Annotated in this window: 17 protein-coding genes and 1 pseudogene; 10 read left to right on the top strand and 8 right to left on the bottom strand. The window is 44.8% G+C overall.

Features of this window, described 5'->3' with window-relative positions; translation table 11 throughout:
* Positions 1-79 precede the first annotated feature (79 nt).
* Positions 80-565 (bottom strand): transcription elongation factor GreB, encoded by a 486-nt coding sequence (gene greB, locus ACYX4W_RS02950; RefSeq protein ID WP_179985025.1) that lies wholly within the window; start codon positions 563-565, stop codon positions 80-82.
* 174 nt (positions 566-739) lie between these two features.
* On the opposite strand from greB, the gene ACYX4W_RS02945 reads away from it, so the two are divergent.
* The gene (locus ACYX4W_RS02945) at positions 740-1,009 is read left to right on the top strand and encodes a hypothetical protein (protein ID WP_179985024.1); all 270 of its coding nucleotides are present in this window, start codon (positions 740-742) and stop codon (positions 1,007-1,009) included.
* A 264-nt stretch (positions 1,010-1,273) separates the two neighbouring features.
* Here the strand turns inward: ACYX4W_RS02945 and fkpA are convergent, their stop codons facing one another.
* Positions 1,274-2,059 (bottom strand): FKBP-type peptidyl-prolyl cis-trans isomerase, encoded by a 786-nt coding sequence (gene fkpA / locus ACYX4W_RS02940; RefSeq protein ID WP_476074630.1) that lies wholly within the window; start codon positions 2,057-2,059, stop codon positions 1,274-1,276.
* 197 nt (positions 2,060-2,256) lie between these two features.
* On the opposite strand from fkpA, the gene ACYX4W_RS02935 reads away from it, so the two are divergent.
* The 3 genes from ACYX4W_RS02935 (at position 2,257) to ACYX4W_RS02925 (ending at position 3,844) form a co-directional block, all read left to right on the top strand.
* Positions 2,257-3,189 (top strand): WD40 repeat domain-containing protein, encoded by a 933-nt coding sequence (locus ACYX4W_RS02935; RefSeq protein WP_269917973.1) that lies wholly within the window; start codon positions 2,257-2,259, stop codon positions 3,187-3,189.
* A gap of 9 nt (positions 3,190-3,198) precedes the next feature.
* Complete coding sequence (locus ACYX4W_RS02930) at positions 3,199-3,447, top strand: SlyX family protein (protein WP_474803538.1); 249 nt, start codon at positions 3,199-3,201, stop codon at positions 3,445-3,447.
* Between the two features lie 238 nt (positions 3,448-3,685).
* On the top strand, positions 3,686-3,844 hold the full coding sequence (locus ACYX4W_RS02925) for a hypothetical protein (protein WP_012520154.1): 159 nt from the start codon (positions 3,686-3,688) through the stop codon (positions 3,842-3,844).
* 136 nt (positions 3,845-3,980) lie between these two features.
* On the opposite strand, the gene ACYX4W_RS02920 is transcribed toward ACYX4W_RS02925, so the two are convergent.
* Positions 3,981-5,090 (bottom strand): DUF748 domain-containing protein, encoded by a 1,110-nt coding sequence (locus ACYX4W_RS02920; RefSeq protein WP_476074629.1) that lies wholly within the window; start codon positions 5,088-5,090, stop codon positions 3,981-3,983.
* Between the two features lie 178 nt (positions 5,091-5,268).
* Positions 5,269-5,475, bottom strand: a complete 207-nt coding sequence (locus ACYX4W_RS02915) for a YheV family putative zinc ribbon protein (protein ID WP_012520152.1) — start codon at positions 5,473-5,475, stop codon at positions 5,269-5,271.
* Between the two features lie 118 nt (positions 5,476-5,593).
* Between ACYX4W_RS02915 and ACYX4W_RS02910 the strand changes: the two genes are divergently transcribed.
* The 4 genes from ACYX4W_RS02910 to ACYX4W_RS02895 are packed head-to-tail and all read left to right on the top strand — an operon-like array spanning position 5,594 to position 9,401.
* Positions 5,594-7,567, top strand: coding sequence for an ATP-binding cassette domain-containing protein (locus tag ACYX4W_RS02910; protein ID WP_476074628.1), 1,974 nt, complete (start codon positions 5,594-5,596; stop codon positions 7,565-7,567).
* Positions 7,548-8,054, top strand: coding sequence for a TIGR02444 family protein (locus ACYX4W_RS02905; RefSeq protein ID WP_476074627.1), 507 nt, complete (start codon positions 7,548-7,550; stop codon positions 8,052-8,054). Before ACYX4W_RS02910 ends, ACYX4W_RS02905 begins: the two co-directional genes overlap by 20 nt.
* 20 nt (positions 8,055-8,074) lie before the next feature.
* Positions 8,075-9,109: a hydrolase gene (locus ACYX4W_RS02900; protein ID WP_118491212.1), complete on the top strand. Its 1,035-nt coding sequence runs from the start codon at positions 8,075-8,077 to the stop codon at positions 9,107-9,109.
* A 58-nt stretch (positions 9,110-9,167) separates the two neighbouring features.
* Positions 9,168-9,401: a YheU family protein gene (locus tag ACYX4W_RS02895; protein WP_476074626.1), complete on the top strand. Its 234-nt coding sequence runs from the start codon at positions 9,168-9,170 to the stop codon at positions 9,399-9,401.
* A gap of 92 nt (positions 9,402-9,493) precedes the next feature.
* On the opposite strand, the gene ACYX4W_RS02890 is transcribed toward ACYX4W_RS02895, so the two are convergent.
* A complete protein-coding gene (locus ACYX4W_RS02890; RefSeq protein ID WP_476074625.1) occupies positions 9,494-10,048 on the bottom strand; it encodes an outer membrane beta-barrel protein in 555 nt (184 codons plus the stop codon).
* An 834-nt stretch (positions 10,049-10,882) separates the two neighbouring features.
* Between ACYX4W_RS02890 and ACYX4W_RS02885 the strand changes: the two genes are divergently transcribed.
* Complete coding sequence (locus tag ACYX4W_RS02885; RefSeq protein WP_476074624.1) at positions 10,883-12,508, top strand: glucan biosynthesis protein G; 1,626 nt, start codon at positions 10,883-10,885, stop codon at positions 12,506-12,508.
* Complete coding sequence (gene mdoH, locus ACYX4W_RS02880; protein WP_476055453.1) at positions 12,489-14,489, top strand: glucans biosynthesis glucosyltransferase MdoH; 2,001 nt, start codon at positions 12,489-12,491, stop codon at positions 14,487-14,489. The genes ACYX4W_RS02885 and mdoH overlap by 20 nt, the downstream gene beginning before the upstream one ends.
* A 110-nt stretch (positions 14,490-14,599) precedes the next feature.
* Here mdoH and ACYX4W_RS02875 read toward each other — a convergent pair whose 3' ends face one another.
* From ACYX4W_RS02875 to nudE, 3 genes and pseudogenes are all read right to left on the bottom strand, one after another.
* Complete coding sequence (locus ACYX4W_RS02875) at positions 14,600-15,184, bottom strand: YceI family protein (RefSeq protein ID WP_476074623.1); 585 nt, start codon at positions 15,182-15,184, stop codon at positions 14,600-14,602.
* Between the two features lie 127 nt (positions 15,185-15,311).
* Positions 15,312-16,157, bottom strand: a complete 846-nt coding sequence (gene cysQ / locus ACYX4W_RS02870) for a 3'(2'),5'-bisphosphate nucleotidase CysQ (RefSeq protein ID WP_476074622.1) — start codon at positions 16,155-16,157, stop codon at positions 15,312-15,314.
* 3 nt (positions 16,158-16,160) lie between these two features.
* Positions 16,161-16,725, bottom strand: a pseudogene (gene nudE, locus ACYX4W_RS02865) (ADP compounds hydrolase NudE).
* Between the last annotated feature and the right edge of the window lie 51 nt (positions 16,726-16,776).

The following is a 16,776-nucleotide window of genomic DNA, read 5'->3' as shown; positions in this document are numbered from 1 at the left end:
TGAGTATATCACCGCGGTGTAGGGAAAGTCGTCTGATCATTGTGTTACAACTGGGTAGTTAAGTAGATCATCTGTTTATTCAAAGTTTATCTGTTGCGTCGTACCAAATACGGTTTATCCACCACTCTTTAGTACCCGCCTCAGTTTTAACAATAAACTCATCGTCCTCTTCTTTGCCAAGTAGAGCACGGGCCATGGGTGAATCAATGGAGATGTAGTCCTTACGGCCAAATATTTCATCATAGCCAACTAAGCGAAGCTCCATAACTGCGCCTGATTCGTTTTCAATTTCAACCCAAGCACCAAAGAACACTTTTCCTTCTTGCTGTGGATCATAATCAACAACTTTTAGGTTCTCTAAGCATTTGCGTAAGTAACGAACTCGACGGTCAATTTCGCGAAGCTTCTTTTTGTTGTACTGGTAGTCAGCATTCTCACTCCTATCGCCCAGGCTGGCTGCCCAAGTTACCTTGCGAGTGATTTCTGGCCGTTCTTCACGCCACAAGAAATCCAGTTCTTGTTTAAGCTTTAAATAGCCTTTTCGAGTGATAAGCGGTGTTTTCACAATGTCCTATAAATAATCCAGCTAATTACCCCTACTTTATGTGGGTAATAAGGCAAAACGCAATCTTTCGATAAGGTAAAAAGTGACAAAACAGACAGATTGAATAATTATTGAACATAAACCTTTCTGTCAGTGTCGTAGTATCAATACCATACTAGCCATTAGGGGAAATGAATGCGTAACAGAATGCCTGTGTTGAACCGCCGAAGGTCGGGAAGCGATCCGCTTCAAACCAGCGGCACTATCATAGGTTTTATGCTGTTTTTAAGCGGCGCGCTGTTATTGTTGTATGCCTTACTTGATATAGTTGTTCGCTTAAATAGTGTACGAACCGTGATATACCTTATCTTAGCGTGTGCCATGTATAAAGTAGGGCACTCACTGCTTAATCATTTTGCGACGTTTAAAGTCCATACGGAGAGACGACGCGCACCTAACCGTTAAAACCTTTAGTTTTAAGCCCCAGTTTTTAAGGTTTAATTGTTCCTAAAAACCTTTGTTAGGGCCGTGAAATATTTCAATCTTAGGCTAAGCTTTAAAGTGTAATTCGAGGCACCAAGCATATTGAATAACCCATTTTACTATTTGGGTACGCGCGTGGTGAAAATCCACTAGCTCGTAGGGAAAAGGTAAGCAAGGATCACGCTGACTCACTAAAACAAAAAAGCCGACGCATAGCGTCGGCTTTCTCTTTTCTGAAACTCTAGCTTATTCAACTGGCGCTTCGGCTTCAGGTTTAACCACTTCTAGAAGCTCAACATCAAAAATTAGCGTTGAGTTAGGCGTGATTGCGCCTGTTGAACGTGCGCCATAAGCAAGCTCTGATGGAATGTGGAAGCGGTATTTCGCGCCTTCTTTCATTAGCTGTACGCCTTCAGTCCAACCCGCGATTACGCGATTAAGAGGAAATTCAACTGGCTCGCCGCGCTTATAAGAAGAGTCGAACTCTGTACCATCAAGCAAGGTACCACGGTAGTGAACTTTTACCATGTCTGTTGCTTCTGGGCTTGCGCCTTCGCCTTCTTCAAGTACTTCGTATTGAAGACCAGACTCTGTTGTGGTCACGCCTTCTTTCTTACCGTTTTCTTCTAGGTAAGCAAGACCTGCTTCAATGTTTTTCTCAGCCGCTTGTTCAGCCATTTCTTGCTGTTTAGCACGCAATACTTCTTCGCCCTGTTGAGCGATTTGCTGAATTTGCTCTGGCGTAAACTTAAGGGTGTCGTTCAGGCCGTCTTTAAAGCCTTGTTGTAGCGCATCTTGGTCTAGGGTTAAACCAAGCTGCTCTTGTTGTTCGGCACGGTTGCTAACGAACAGACCCATACTCGCGCCCATGGCGTAAGCTTGCTTTTGTGTATCTGTCATTTCTTCTGCTGCAACAGCAGTTGTTTTTGCACTATCAGCGCTTGTAGAAGCGGCCTCATCAGATGTGTTTGGCTGGCAAGCGAAAAGGCCTAGCGCAGCGATAGTAGATAAGGCAACGAGCGACTTCTGCATAAAAACGTCTCCATTAATTATTATCATCATGCGTCTATGTCTATACTGCTGCATCTAAGGCAGTTTGCACGATAGTTAAAGATGCGTGATCCATGCTATGTTAAACCTAGCGTTTACAAAGCGAAACCCATTTGATTATGTTTAGGCCTCAAATGTTCCATAGAATAGTGTTACTCACCTTACTTATTGGCAATTCCATGGGATGTTCTGTCCCTGATACTACGCCAATACAGCAGTGGCGTCATGTAGAAGAGGGCGCATACGCGGCAGATATATCTACCGACGGCACGTTAGCAGTAGTGTCTGGCGTAAATAATGGGGTCAATGTATGGCGAATTGGGCAGAGTGAACCCCTCTATCATTGGAGTCATCAAGGGGAAGGTAACAACCTAGTGATGTCAGTGCACATCAGTGCAGATAAGCGCTATGTGGTCACTGCCGACCGTGAAGCGTTTGCTCTGTGGAGCTTGGAAACTGGCGAACCAGAAGGGTTTTGGAGAATTGATGAATCCTCTATTCGCGATGTGGTAGTCACCAATAATGGTAATGGCATACTCGTCGCTCGCTCAAATGGTAAAGTGATGTATTTTGAGCCGCGCACCTCTCGTCGTCTCGAGTTTTTTGGGCATCAGGAAAAAGTTAATTCCATTGATATCTCACCTAATGGCAAGTTTGCCCTTACTGGTGGCAATGACTACATTGCCTACTTGTGGAGTACAGACACTGGGCAGATTATCCACACCTTCACGCACCCCACCCGAGTAACCAAAGTTGCGTTAGACGATGAAGGCCGGTTTGCTTTTACTGCCGACAGTCAAAGTAAGTCGCAAGTGTGGAATGTACAAACCGGGCAGCCCGTGACTTCACTGAAATTTGCATCAAGACAAAAAATCTTCACCGACGTTGAGTTTTCAAAAGATGGCCAGTATTTACTAACAGGCTCGCCAGCCAGGAAAGTTTATCTTTGGAATTTGAAAAACGGCGAGCAAGTTCAGTCAATTCAAGTCGCATCTAGAGAGTCAATTTCACCGCCAACCGCAGTTGTTTATGGCGTCGGCTTCCTTCCCAATGATAATATATTGTCTATAAGCAGCAGTGGCCTTGCCGAAGAATGGCAACGAGAGAGATAGAGAATTTACATGACAAACAAAAGCGCTGAGCAGTTACAACAGCAAATAGATAGCGCCAATAGCTATATTGAAGAGTTACAGATGAAAGTAGCCTTTCAAGAACACACTATCGAGGCACTTAATGAAGCATTGGCTTCACAACAAAAGCAACTTGATGATTTAGCGTTTAAAGTAAGTCACGTAATAGACCGTGTTAAAAGCATAGAACCGTCTAATATTGCTAAGCAATCAGAAGAAACCCCGCCTCCGCACTATTAATTTTAGCCATTCTTGAGTGGTATAGGCGCTTTTTTGGTTTGAAATAGGCGCCTCAAAGGCAGTCGACAAATTAGTAAAATCAACCGTTTATGAGGCTTTGGGTTAAACACTAGTTTATCTTGTTATGAGTTAGGCTAAGACTGCATTTATCCTGATAATCTAATTGAATTACACTTGCGCGCAATTGCACAGGCCCAAGTAATACCGAGCCTTATCTTCAACAAATAAGAGAGTAGTTATGAGTGATTTTGATATGGATGCGTTTGACAGCATCGATTTTGACTCAGTTGAGCAGTCAGTAGCCGAAAAGCAGGCTGAGAAAGACAAGCAGGAAAGCCAAGAAATTGAAGGAATGCGCGACGGTGCCAACGATTGTGGCGATAGCTGTACTATATAACACTATCTAAACTGCTAAGGGCTCGTGAAGAGCCTTCAGCGTTGTATAAGCCTTCAGCGTTATATAAGCCTTCAGCGTTATATAAGCCCTTAGCGGTTAAATCAGCCCTTAGCAGCGTAAGAAAAATTCAGCGTTTTTAATTAGACCCCTCAGGCTTCCCTAGTCGGTCTAACTCCAATCTGTCGAGCTCTACACTTTCCTCCACATCGCCTTGAAATGCTTTAATAAATGCGTTTTTCAATATCGCCGTAAACGCCTCCCAAGTCTGTGTTTCTGGGCTAGATAAGTCGCCCTCAATGGGAATACGCGTGGCAATTTGGTCTTGGCTCTGATTTTCAAACAGTTCAGTGATAAACGCGGAAATTGCTTCAATACTGCCTTCAACAAAACCGTCTCCGTCACGTTCAATGTCGCCTTTCCAAGAAAATACTTCAACGTTATGCAAAATAGGTTTTATATAGCCTTTTACCTGCCCTTCATTAGACGCGACCTCGGCAGCAAGCGTAAGCGTTCCGGCTTCTAGGTCGAAAGGCGCATAGGTATCAAGCAGGTTTTTAAAATTCACCAGACCCACATTGTCAGCTTTAATGTCTAGATCAAAAGTAGGGGCTTTGGTTGCAGGATTAAGCTTGGCGTTTAATGAAATAGTACCTTGCTCCGCAGTCTGGCCTCTCGCAGTAGCTGTGGCTACGCGGGTGTCTGATAAGTCGTCGCTGTTTACCAAATTATTCACTTCAAGATGAATGTCGTGCAGCGCAATATCGATAGCCGGAGAGGTATCAGGGTTGTGAAAGGCAATTTTCCCTTCGTTAATGGTGAGTTTGTCTATACGTAGAGGAAACAATTGATCGGCAATAGACAGCCAGTTTTCGTTCTTACCCGACTGACTCTTTTTTTCCGTGTTTCCGTCTACAAAGTTAATTTCTGGAGAATTTACCACCACTCTGCCAACGGCTGCACCTTTAAGAAGCTGTGCCCACGAAAGTGTAAACTCCACATAGTCAGCCTTAAACAGTGGCTTATCTATTTGTCCATTCGCTTTATACAGCAACACATATTCTAAGCTGTAAGCACCACGCCATAGCATTAAATCGACATCGCCCACTCGACCATCGTATTGGTCCGATTGGCTTAGTGTATTGTTAATGTATGTGGCTGCGGCATAAGGAAGGTACAACCTGAACGCGATGAGCATGAGCAATAGCCCTGCTACTACATAGCAAAATCGTTTTTTAGCGTGTTTCATATTTCACTCCTTAGGGAAAGGAATACAAAAAGCATGCCTTGGAGAGCGTTTTTCCTCGGTAAGAGCGTTAGTCGCGACTGGCGCGGTATCCAGAGAAGGTTTTAAAAAGCCTGAGTACAGTATGATAAGGTGTTACACAGGCCTGATGGTAAGATTTTCTTAACAGTGAGTAGGAATGCTAGTGAGGTTTGAAAATACCAATCACGTTTTCGTTGGAGCGAGTGGCGGCACTGACCTTTTCGTCAGTTTGCGCTTCGTTGTACCCACATGCGACGCATTCCAGCTTTTCCACGTTATTTTCAAAATATAACGAAATAGTATCTAGCTCTTGGCATTTTGGGCACGTAGCCCCTGCTACAAAGCGACGTTTTACACGTTTTGACATACATACACCTTTGGGGAATTTCGCCAGTATTATACCTTGAAATGGTATGTGTTGATCAGCTTTTACCTTAAGTTTTTGATACTATACGCGCCCTAGATTGTTCTATCACAGGTTAGTCATGATTAAGCTTTCAAATGTATCGCTACTTCGCGGCCGCAAAATGCTGCTGGAAGAGGCGTCGGCACAGGTTTTTCCAGGCCACAAAGTGGCGCTAATAGGCAGCAATGGCTGCGGAAAGTCCACGCTGTTTGCTCTGTTGCGCAGTGAACTAAGCGTCGATGCCGGAGATTGCAGCGTACCCAGCGATTGGCGAATTGTGAGCGTGGCTCAGGAAACGCCAGCGACTGATCGAACTGCGATAGATTACGTGATAGACGGTGACAAACATTTACGTGATTTACAGGCTAAGCTAGACGCCGCTGAAAAAAGCGGAGACGGCGTAAAGATTGGCCAAATTCATGGGCAACTAGAGCAGGCTGGGGCTTACGATGTGGAATCACGTGCAGCGACTATACTTTCCGGCCTAGGGTTTACTAATGCGCAGTTAAGCGCACCAGTCAGTGACTTTTCTGGTGGTTGGCGTATGCGCTTGAATCTTGCACAAGCACTACTTTGCCCATCAGATCTATTGTTGCTTGATGAGCCCACTAACCACTTAGATTTAGATGCCGTAATTTGGCTCGAAAAATGGTTACAACGCTATGCGGGCACGCTTTTACTTATTTCTCATGATAAAGCGTTTATAGACAATACCGTCGCGCAAATTATTAGTGTTGAGCAACAAAAGCTTGTTACCTATACAGGTAATTATTCATCTTACGAAACACAGCGTGCTGAGCGCATGCGCTTGCAAAACATAGAGTATGAAAAACAACAGCAAAAGGTAGCCCATCTAAACTCGTTTATTACGCGGTTTAAAGCCAAGGCTAGTAAAGCAAAGCAAGCGCAAAGCCGTATTAAGCAGCTAGAGAAAATGGAAACGTTAATGCCAGCCCATATGGCTAGCCCGTTTAGTTTTTCCTTCGCACCACCAACTGCGCTTCCAAACCCGCTTGTGCAAATGGAAAAAATACAGCTGGGGTACGATGACCATATAGTGCTTCAACAGGTAAAACTGAATTTAGTACCTGGCAGCAGAATAGGTCTTCTAGGTAGAAACGGGCAAGGTAAGTCAACGTTAATCAAGCTGTTAGCGGGTGTTCATGCGCCTAAGCAGGGGATTTTCAATACCGCAAAAGGTCTGAAGATTGGCTATTTTGCCCAGCACCAGTTAGAAACGCTAGACGCTAATGCCACACCCCTTTTACATTTGCAGCGTATTGATGAAAAAGCTACTGAACAGCAGCTTCGCGATTACCTGGGTGGTTTTGGATTTAACGGCGATGAAGCATTGGCGCCCGTGGCACCTATGTCAGGTGGTGAAAAGGCGCGTTTAGTATTGGCGTTAATTGTTTACCAAAAACCTAACTTATTGCTGCTGGATGAGCCTACCAACCACTTAGATCTAGAAATGCGCCATGCGCTAAATATTGCGCTGCAAGGTTTTGAAGGGGCAATGGTGCTGGTATCTCACGACCGCTTCTTACTTTCCTCTGTTTGTGAAGATTTCTATTTGGTAGACAGCGGTGAAGTTGAGCCATTTAAAGGTGACTTGGATGATTATCGCGACTGGATTTTAAAGCAGCAGGCTGCAGAAAAAGCCAAGGCCAACAGCGAGGCTAAAAGTGCTAACAGCGACGCTAAAAACGGCGCGCAGCAAGAGGCAGGAGCGCACAGTAAGCCAGAACGCAAGTTAGATCGTAAAGAAGAAAAGCGCCGCGAAGCCGAGTTCAGGCAAAGCGTAGCGCCACTTAAAAAAGCCATCGAAAAACACGAAAAAGCCATGGAGAAATGCAGTACCGCCTTGGCAGAGGTAGAAGCATCACTCGCCGATACCTCGCTTTACAGCGACGACAAAAAAGCAGAACTCATGGGCTTGCTCGACAAACAAACTGAGCTTAAGCAACAGCTTGAAGAGGAAGAAATGGCATGGCTAGATGCCCAAGAGCAAATAGAGCAAAAACGAGAAGAGTATGACAGTGCCAGCGCCTAATATTAATAGCAGCGAGTTTTGGGAGTACAGCGTATCTCGCTATACGAAAGGCGATATGGCACCGCTCGCGCTTCTGCTTCAAGATAACCACAAGGTGAATGTAAACGTTCTCTTGCTGATTTGCTGGTGTTTAGAGAATAATGTCATTATAAATTTGCCTCAGCTTAAATCGGTTATAGCGGCATCAGCGAGCACTGACGAAAAGTTAAAACAGCATCGCGAGAAGCGCAAAGCAGCAAGCCCCGAGAAAGGTGGTGAGCAAAGAGCCTACGATGTACTCAAAGCGCAAGAGTTAGAGCTTGAAAGGCAACAGCAGCAAGACATCGTTGCATCTTTTAATGAGCAGGCGATTACGCACTTGGGTCAGCAAGCCTCGCCAACGAATATATTTAACGCGTCTATCGCTGCGTTCATTAATGCATACGAGTTACGCGACAACAATGAGGCGCGCCAGTTAGTGAGCCTTGTGGTTAATCAATTATCGTAAAAACACAATAAGAAAATACAATGAGCAAATCAGCGCTATCGCATGGAAAGATAATAAAAAGTAGCTTTAAAGTGCCAGGATGGGCAAAGAACCGACATGTGCAAACCATATGGCCGCGTTTTATTCAAAAGCGCTTACCCCTTTCTTATAACATGGAGCGTTTAACCTTACCGGATGACGATTTTGTTGACGTAGCATGGGGCCCCAAACCACAAGAGACATCAGGGATAGTGGTGATGTTTCACGGATTGGAAGGCAGCATCAAGTCGCATTATGCGAACGATATGATGGCCCAACTGTCTGTGAATGGTTGGCAGGTGGTAATGATGCATTATCGCGGCTGTAGCGGTGTGCCAAACCTAAAAGCGCGCGCTTATCACAGTGGCGAAACAGAAGACCCTAGTTTTTTCTTAGAGTGGCTGCACGATAAATTTCCACGTATTCCCAAGGTGGCTATTGGCTTTTCGCTTGGCGGTAATATGCTGTTGAAACTGTTGGGAGAAAACCCTGCACAAAAGTGGCTGAAGGCGGCTGTTGCCATCTCTTCTCCGCTTAAACTATCTGAGTGCGCTAAGTCAATCAATCAGGGTTTTTCTCGTGTGTATCAAAAGTATTTACTTACTAGCATGAAAGATACTTTGCGTAAGAAGATGGAATACATTGATTATCGCAAGCTTATTCAGCTTACAAAAAGTGATGTAGAAGGCATTACTAGCTTTACTCAATTTGACGAAAAGATCACGGCTCCCCTGCACGGTTTTGCAGATGCGCAAGACTATTATGAAAAGTGCAGCGCGTATCACTTTTTAAGCGCCATCCACTGTCCAACGTTAGTATTGCATAGCATTGATGACCCCTTCATGAACCACTTAATTGTGCCAAAAGAAGAGGAACTTGCGCGTAACGTCACCGTAGAATTGAGCGAACGAGGCGGTCATGTCGGCTTCATGCAAGGCTCTGTATTAAACCCGAAGGTTTGGCTGCACGAGCGCGTAAAACGCTTCGTTAGCGAAGCGTTACCGGTAAACTCAACCTGTGGTTATGTTAGTCGCTAATACTGAGGTGATATTGGTGTCGTTTAAGTTTTATAAAACGTTTTTCCCAGGAGTGTGAATGATAATTCCCATCGACGCATTAGAAGCCGATACGCTTTATAGCTTGGCTGAGTCTTTTGTATTACGCGAAGGCACCGACTATGGCGCTGAGGAAGTTGAGCTAGAAGTAAAAGTTCAGCAGGTGCTAGACAGGTTAAAATCTGGCGAGGCAGTACTCGTATACTCAGAGCTTCACGAAAGTGTAGATATAAAAAGAAAAGAAGATATTGAGCCCAGCGACACAGTTGAATAGAAAACGAAGCGAAAGAATAGCCGTCTTCTTGAAATGCAGACATAAAAAAGCCGGGTCGAGCAACCCGGCTACCTACCTGAGGAGAGGAAGGCTTAAAAAGCGTAGCGTGCAGTTACCTGCATAATGTCTAAATCATCAATGATTTTGTAGTTTGCACCAACTGCCCACTGTGGCGTGATGTAGTAGTTAGCGCCTACTTTGAATGTCGCTTCACCGTCGTCTACATCGTAATAGCCCACTTCACCAGCAAGCTCTACCTGCTCTGTAATCATTGAGCGAAGACCGGCATTAATGCTGTAACCAGTCTCGTCATCTACGTCACCATCAATACGCTCTAGGTTAGCGCCAAAATAGGCATCTGTTGTGGCGTTTACAGGTAAGCGGTAACCTGCACCTAGGGTTAGCATATCGAAGTCGAAGTTACCTTCTTCAAAAAAGCTGTACTCGCCGTTTAAGTACCAGTTGCTGTTTAACAGGTACTTACCATTCACGGTTAGGCCGTCTGGTTCGAAAGACTCGTTGTCGTCAAAGTCCATTTTGGTGTAACCACCTTCTACGTAACGCCAGTCTGGCTTGTCGGCCATTGCTGTAAGAGGAAGTGTTGCCGCAGTAAGTGTCGCTGCAATAAGTGTGATTGATTTACGCATGTGATAACTCCTTAGTATGCTCAGTAGCCCAGTTTCTGCAACGCAAACATCCAATGTGTTTGCGAAGCGTGTCACAAGTCAGCGCTTCTAAAGCGCGCTGCTCTTCTGCAAACACGCTGTCTTTCTAAATCGCTCTGCTTTTATACATCGCTCTGCAGTGGGCCACTTGATTGATGAACACAAAGCCAAAAACGTCTTCATGTCATCTCAATTATTTCTTTTCAGAAATCGTGTCCGATGTATTTATCAACATGGTGGAGTGCAAAGCGTCTGCCAACTGCGAAAAAAACTCAGCTGAAATTCAAATTGGAGGTATCCATCTATCTAATAAATATAGAGAAATTAAAAAATAAGAAGAAGCGTTATATGAATACCTAAGCTGCTAATGTCTGGGTGAAGTTTAAAAAGTAAACATATTGGCATGGGGAACTGTCTCTAAAAAACAACAGATAAACTTTTGTCTAACTCATCGGACAAATTTACAACAAGGAAATTGCCCACTAACTTCAATGTCGATGCTTTTAAGTGACTGTAAATAAATGTAAATATAATAAATTAGCCCGTCTTTTTAGTGTTGGAACAGCTTTTGCTGAAGTACCTGTGTGTTATCCAGCATTCACTTTTGCCAACAGGCACGGAATTCGGTTTTTTTCGCGATACCAGTGAATAAGGAAAGGAATAGAGCGCCTTTCTTGAATGGTTTCAATGAATACTTTTTCTCATCATCGCTTTTAAAGCAACAGATACTCTGTTGCTAGCTATACATAGCTAAGCGATAAAGTTAAGAGATTGACGACCATCTGGATAACCATTGTTTTCATAAGGAGAGGACAAATGGCTAAGCCAGTTTCAATTTTCGGAAAAGATTTACAAACTAATGCGATTCAGCATCGAAAGCTGTCGCGCATTCTTTTGGCGATGACCAGCGTTATTGCCCTATTTGCATTTCACCAAGCAGGCGCTGTCGAGGTTAATGACAACAATCAGCCTCTAAAAGCATCACCCGTTCTTCAATCTATAATTGATGCTGCTCGCAAATCAGCAACAGAAAGCTATGAACAAGACGATCACGGACTAAACAGCAAATTAAAAGAGATTGATTACACCACCTATCGTTCTATTCGTTTTAAGCCTGAGCAAAGTCTTTGGCACGGCGAGAACGACTACGAACTTCAGTTTTTTCATCCGGGTTTTTTATATGAATACCCCGTTACTATTCACACTATTGGCGAAAGTAACAAGCCTGAGCGCTTAGCGTTTAACAGTGATATGTTTAACTACGACGGGTCTGCGTCGGGGTTAGCTGGGTTAACGGATGAAAAGTCAGGGTTTGCAGGCTTTCGTGTTCACTACCCTATAAAAAACGAAGAGTACAAAGATGAATTTGCTGTATTCCTCGGTGCTTCATATTTTCGTTTGGTAGGTAAAAATCAAGTTTATGGTATTTCAGCACGCGGTTTGGCAATTGATACCGCGTTAGCGAAAGGTGAAGAGTTCCCTCATTTCACAGAGTTCTGGGTTATCGAGCCTGGTGAAGGCAAGCCAATTACTATTTATGCTCGCCTAGAAAGTCCTTCTGTTGCGGGTGCTTATAAATTTGTTATCCAGCCTGATATCGATACCAGCGTAGAGGTAGAGAGCTGGTTATTTGCTCGCGACGACGTGAATAAGCTAGGTATTGCGCCATTTACCAGTATGTTTTTATATGGCGAGAACACAGAAAAGCGCCATGACGACTATCGTCCAGAAGTGCACGACAGCGACGGTGTGCTAATGGTAACTCATGCGGGTGAAGAGATTTGGCGTCCACTGACTAACCCAGCACGCCTTCAGGTTACTTCACTTAGCGATACAAATCCAAAAGGCTTTGGAATGCTTCAACGCGACGGCGAGTGGGATAACTACCTTGATGCTGAGGCCAACTATCATATACGTCCAGGGCTATGGGTTACCCCAGAAGCTGGTTTTGAGAAAGGCCGATTAGAAGTTGTTGAAATTCCTACTAAGTCTGAGATCCACGACAACATTGTGGCTTTTTGGACGCCTGAAAAGCCGTTTAAGTCAGGTGAATCTTTGTATTTTTCTTATGAGCTTAAAACGGTAGAGCAAAACCCTTTTGTTAGCGAATTTGCTTCTGTAGTGCGTACCCGTCAGGGAAAGGCCGTGTTACCAGGCGATGAATTTAAAGATGATAGCTTGAACACTACCCGCCAGTTCAATGTGGACTTCAGTGCTCCTTCTGCCATTTCTTTTGACAATGAAACTATGAAGCTTGTTGTGCAGGGCACCAACGGAACGATTTCCCAACAGCGCCTTTATCCTGTAGCCGACGGCCAAGAGTGGCGCGCTTCCTTTTTTGTTAAGCCGAAAGAAAAGCAAACGGTAGATATGCGCGCTTACATTGAAAAAGACGGAAAGCGTGTTAGCGAGGTTTGGAATTATGTCTACCAGCCAAAATAATCGTCCTCAAACATCAGTATCGAACGAGGCTAAAGCCGTGCCTCAGATTAAACGTGACAGCACTGCACGTGCTTCACACTTCATCTTAAAAGGAGAGCATATGCGTTTGTTTATCATGGCAATGCTAGTGATTCCAAGCACGGCATTGGCCGGTTGGAGCTTATACGAGATATTTTTACCGAACGGCCTTACGAATCTAGAAATTGCGCAGTTAGGCTTGGGTTTGACTCTATTTGCTTGGCTGTGCATGGCGTTTTGGACGGGTATCATTGGTTTCTTTTTACAGCTTTTCAATATAGATCCACTGAGCTTACGCAGAAACCAAGTAAAGCCAGATGCTTCGTCGCCGTTAAAGCAAAAACACGCCGTAGTCATGCCGGTTTATAACGAAGATACCCGCCGTATTATGGTGGGGTTCGAAGCCTGTATTCGCGAGTTAATGGAAAGCGAAAACAGTTCGAATTTCGATTTCTATATGCTCAGCGACACCCGTGACATGGAAAAAGCGGATGCTGAGCTACGCGCTTTTACTCGATTGAAAAAGCGTTTGGGAGCATTCTCTAGCCAAGTGTTTTACCGCCGTCGCGAGCAAAACCTGCACAGAAAAGTGGGTAACCTTAAAGAGTTTTGCGAACGCTGGGGTGCAAATTACGAGTCGATGATTGTATTAGATGCCGATAGCGTAATGACCGGAGAGCGTATGCAGGACCTGGCCCGCCGTATTGAGCAAAACCCTGATACGGCCTTAGTGCAGACTATTCCTATGCCAGTACGTCAAAACACCTTTTTTGGTCGTTTCGTGCAGTTTGCCGCTCATCTTTACAGCCCAATGTTGGCAACAGGCTTATCGTTTTGGCAAACGGACAGTGCAAACTACTGGGGGCACAATGCCATTATTCGTATTGCCCCTTTCATGCAGCATTGTGGACTTCCCACTCTTGAAGGTCGTGCACCTTTTGGTGGCGAAATACTAAGCCACGACTTTGTCGAAGCAGCGCTTTTGCGCCGTGCAGGTTGGCAGGCTTACCTACTTACCGACACAACAGGTAGCTATGAAGAAGTGCCAAGTAACATTGTTGACTACGCCATTCGCGACCGTCGCTGGGTACAGGGCAACATACAGCATTTAGGGCTTTTGAAGGTGAAAGGTCTTAAAATGGCGAACCGTCTGCACTTCTTATTTGGTGCGTTTGCGTACATTTCTTCACTAATACTGTTTTGTATGTTGGCACTAGGTACCGCAGATGCATTAATTCGCGCCACGTCAGTGCCAGAGTTCTTCGTATCTGAGTATCAGCTTTTCCCCAGTTGGCAGGTAGCACGCCAAGACATGATGATGGTAACCATGTGGGGTACCGCCGCCTTACTATTCTTACCTAAGCTTTTAGGTATTACCTTGGCTTTGATGAAACGTCGCGAAGAGTTTGGTGGGGCGTGGTCTTTACTAAAAGGCGCGGCAATTGAATTAGCCATGGCTGTGCTAATTGCGCCGCTGATGATGTTCTACCACAGCTATTTTGTGATCAGTGTTTTTATAGGCCACTCAGTTAAATGGGAAGCGCAAGAGCGTGAAGGGCGAAAAGTGCCGTGGAAAGTTGCAATTAAACACACGCAAATTATGAGCTGCTTAGCGGTAGCGTGGGGCGTCACTACCTTTTATTTCACCCCGTCGTTATTTATGTGGCTGCTACCTGTATTAATTGGCATGGTGTTGGCAGCACCGGTTATCCGCTTAACAAGCAGTGATATACTAGGCATAGCGATGCGCAAGTGGGGCGTGTTTGTCATTGATCAGGAAGTAAATGAATGTAAAGCACTTAAGCGTTTACGTGTTGCGATGGGATATTTCACTGTCTCTCAATATAAGGCAGAAGTACCTGCCCTTCCTGAGAACGTGTGGCAAGGTATGCCAGAGCAAGCGTTAAGTCAAAAGCCATTACCTATGCGTTATAGACTTCCTAACAGGCTACATCAGTCTTAGAAACAAGCCCTTAAAACAAAAAAAACCGCACGTTTTCGTGCGGTTTTTTTATGCTTTGATTTATTACCACTGCCTAACTCTTATCGATAGACCCTAGCAATAGCTGTATTCTATTGCGTAAAGGTAACGGAAAACGTCACTGGGACTGTTGTCGTTATACTCTTTAGCCCTGCAATTTTTTGTAGCGCAGCTACGCCTTCAGCAAGGCCGAAAGATTCTGCTTTAATAAGGGTCGGAGCAGTAGTAGATACAGTTAGCGTACCGTCGTCTACTTTACTCGCCTTAACCGCAAATGATGTAGGAACGGCTTTTCCATGTAACATCAAAATGCCATCTACTTTTCCGTTAACAACTTGACCCGCTTTCAGGCTCATCATCGACTCAGGTAAATCGGCCTCAAACTTAGCTTGTGCATATTTGCTCACATTAAAAAGCATCTCTTGCATTCGCTGATTGCGAATATCAATGGCTGTATTAACTGACGATAAGTCTACCGCCACAGAGAGCTTGCCGCTATCAGACAAGGTACCGTCAAAGCTATCAAACTTATGTACTTCAGTGACTTGTGCATTCTTAGTTGATAAGAAATGCAGCGCACTTGTCTCGCCGTCTATTGACCAGTCGGCTGCGGCAGGGAATGCTAGCCCACATGCGAGCAATGCTGCAGATAACGTGCGAATACGTGTAGTCATCATAGGTTACTCCTTTTACTTTTTGGTTCCATCTGGCTTGATTTAACCAATACCAGAGTAATGTGGCCCAGCAACATTACTACGCTATTATACGTAGGTTTATTGCACTGCGCTAAAGAAATAATACGCGCTAGTGCTGATGTGGGTTTACAAAGTCATCATACTGGACTACGTCTTGCCATGGCACCCTTTGATCGCCCATTACTACAAAATCTGGGTTTTCCAGCGAATGACGCTGATTATACGTAAGCGGCTCGAAGTTGGCCGCTGCTATACTCCCGCCAGCTTCGGAAACAATGCATTGAGATGCGCCTGTGTCCCACTCGCCTGTGATACCAATGCGCATGAATACATCAGCTTTGCCTTCGGCAATAAAACACGCTTTCAGTGAGCAACTGCCCAGTGGAAGCGTTTGATATACGCGCTTCGCGCACATTCTGCTGAGTACTTTCTCTCTTGACTGTCGACGGCTAATTGCAATCATTACCACGCTATTTTTAGGGTCGTCTAGTTTGCGAACGCTTATTGGGTGATCGCCATCAGGGGATGACTTAAACGCCCCTTTGCCTTTTTGCGCATAATACAATGATTGACCTGGAGGCCAGAAAATAACCCCGATAGTTGGCTCATTGTTCTCTATTAGGGCAATGTTGACCGCAAAGTCTCCGCTTCTGGCGATAAATTCTTGGGTGCCGTCGATGGGGTCGATTAACCAGTATCGAGGCCAATGCTTTCGCTCTTCTAAACTTGCGTGTTTGTTTTCCTCTGAGAGGATTGGGATATCAGGCGTTGCAGCTTGTAAGCGCTTGTTGATGATATCGTTTGCTAGGTAGTCTGCACTGGTAACGGGAGATTCGTCGTCCTTTTGATAAGCGTCAAACTCACCTTTATCGTACACTTCTAATACGGCTTCACCAGCTTCAACGGCAATTTCTTTCGCAAGTTCTAGTAAGTCGGCATGGGCGTCATCGGGCATTGTTTATTGTTCCTTAAACCACTTTTGAGCTAAAAACAGCGCGGCTATGCAGCGTGCTTCAACAAAGTCTTCTCGTGCAAGTAAAGCATCTGCTTCATCTAAAGGCCAGTGAATCACCTCAAGAGGCTCGGGTTCATCGCCTTCAAGCTGTTTAGGATACAAGTCGCGGGCCAAAACGATGGTCATATTTGCATTGAAAAACGTAGGGGCCATGCTGACCTTATGGAGACTCTATAAGATCGTTCGCTGCAAAGCCCGCCTCTTCTTGTAGTTCGCGATTAGCGGCTTCAATAGCCGTTTCACCTGGGTCTATTAAGCCTTTAGGAAAACCTAGTTGATACGAATGTGTACCGGCAGCATATTCACGAATTAACACCATGGTGTTTTCATCAAGCATGGGCACTATCATTACAGCACCCCGGTTTCCGCCCGCCATCCGCTCGAATTCACGGGTAGCGCCGTTCGAAAACTCAAGGTCTAAGCGTTCTACCCTAAAGAGTTTGCTTTGCGCAACGATTTCACGAGAATGAATGTGTGGTAACGGTTTGTTCGGATCGATTTTTGGCATGTCTCTCGCTACAACTTTGTTATCATACTTGTATACAATTTCTTAGCTTAC

Source organism: Alteromonas sp. ABH4_454, from assembly GCF_056311775.1.
Note: the sequence above shows the minus strand (reverse complement) of the source record. Positions and strands in the feature narration are given on the sequence as shown.